Here is a 1,191-nt window from a genome sequence, read left to right on the forward strand (position 1 = left end):
CGATCGAACCACCTGAGGTTCATCCCCCGGCAGGGCTGGATGTCGAGCAACTGAAAACAGAAATCGCGCAGCTTCGACCTGACGCGCCAGCCACGCGGACGTCATCACCGGTGAGCAATCAGCGGGCTGCTGAGGTCAAGAGTGTCGGGCTACAATCCCTTCCCATTCGCGATGTGAACCGTTCGCCGAAGGGAGCGACCGACGCTGCCCTCTATGTGCTCAAAGCCGCCTTGGCGAGTGAGCGGCAACGCACGAGCGATCTACGGACTGAGATCGACACGTTGCAAGTCGCGTTGGCATCGAGCGAGGATCAGCTTGCTGCCATGCGGGTAGAACGGGATCGTTGGGCAGGACGTGCGCAGCTTCTCGCGACGGCGATGGCTCAGGAAGCCGGCGACATCCAGATGTCGGCTTATCGAGTCGGCTCGCTTGAAACCTTGCCCAACGGAGAGGCCGGTTTGAAAGACGACGCCGACGTTCTGGCCGCCTGAACACGCGATCCCGGGGGCTGCTGCTGAAACGGCGTGGGGCCGGCGGGCGCGACCAAAGCTGTTGGTGCTCGAACCCCATCCAGATCCAACGTCCCTATCCATCGCGCCAGCGATCGGCCCCGGTGCCGGACCTATCCAGTACGGAACGCTACATTGCGTCGCTCTGTTACTGCGGCTTCCGGGAGTGAGCCCGCGAATGCCGAGGACGACGTCATGAGCCTGTTCGGATCGATCATCTCGAAGATTTTCGGCGGCGGAGCAGCGAGTGCACAGGCGTCTGCGCCGCAGGCATCCGATACTCCGACCGTATCCCCCGCTGCTACCGGAACGGGCGGTGCTGGCAGCGGCACCAGCGGCGCGACCGCACCCACAATGGGTGGTGCGGCGTCGCCCACCAGTGCGCCTACGGGCTCGGCAGTGAGCGTCGACGTCGGTCAGGTCTTGAGCGACATGGCCGCCAAGAAGGGTGAGAACCTGAACTACAAGCAGTCGATCGTGGACCTTTTGAAGCTGCTGGACCTTGACAGCAGTCTCCCGGCTCGCACGCAGCTGGCCGACGAACTGCACTACACCGGCGACAAGGACGACTCGGCTACGATGAACGTCTGGCTGCACAAGCAGGTGGTTCAGAAGCTCGCCGAGAACGGCGGCAAAGTCCCCTCTGATATGCAGCACACTTAAGGCAGTAGCAGTAGTGGGG

At 62.9% G+C, this 1,191-nt stretch carries 1 protein-coding gene and 1 pseudogene; both read left to right on the forward strand.

What is annotated here, in order from left to right; genetic code table 11:
• Positions 1-491, forward strand: a pseudogene (locus tag MKL09_RS08795) (blue light sensor protein); the annotation flags it as partial.
• Positions 492-704: 213 nt separating this feature from the next.
• Positions 705-1,172, forward strand: a complete 468-nt coding sequence (locus tag MKL09_RS08800; RefSeq protein ID WP_244019569.1) for a DUF3597 domain-containing protein — start codon at positions 705-707, stop codon at positions 1,170-1,172.
• Positions 1,173-1,191: the final 19 nt, after the last annotated feature.

The sequence above is a fragment of the Methylobacterium sp. J-048 genome (genome assembly GCF_022829515.1).
GTDB lineage: Bacteria > Pseudomonadota > Alphaproteobacteria > Rhizobiales > Beijerinckiaceae > Methylobacterium.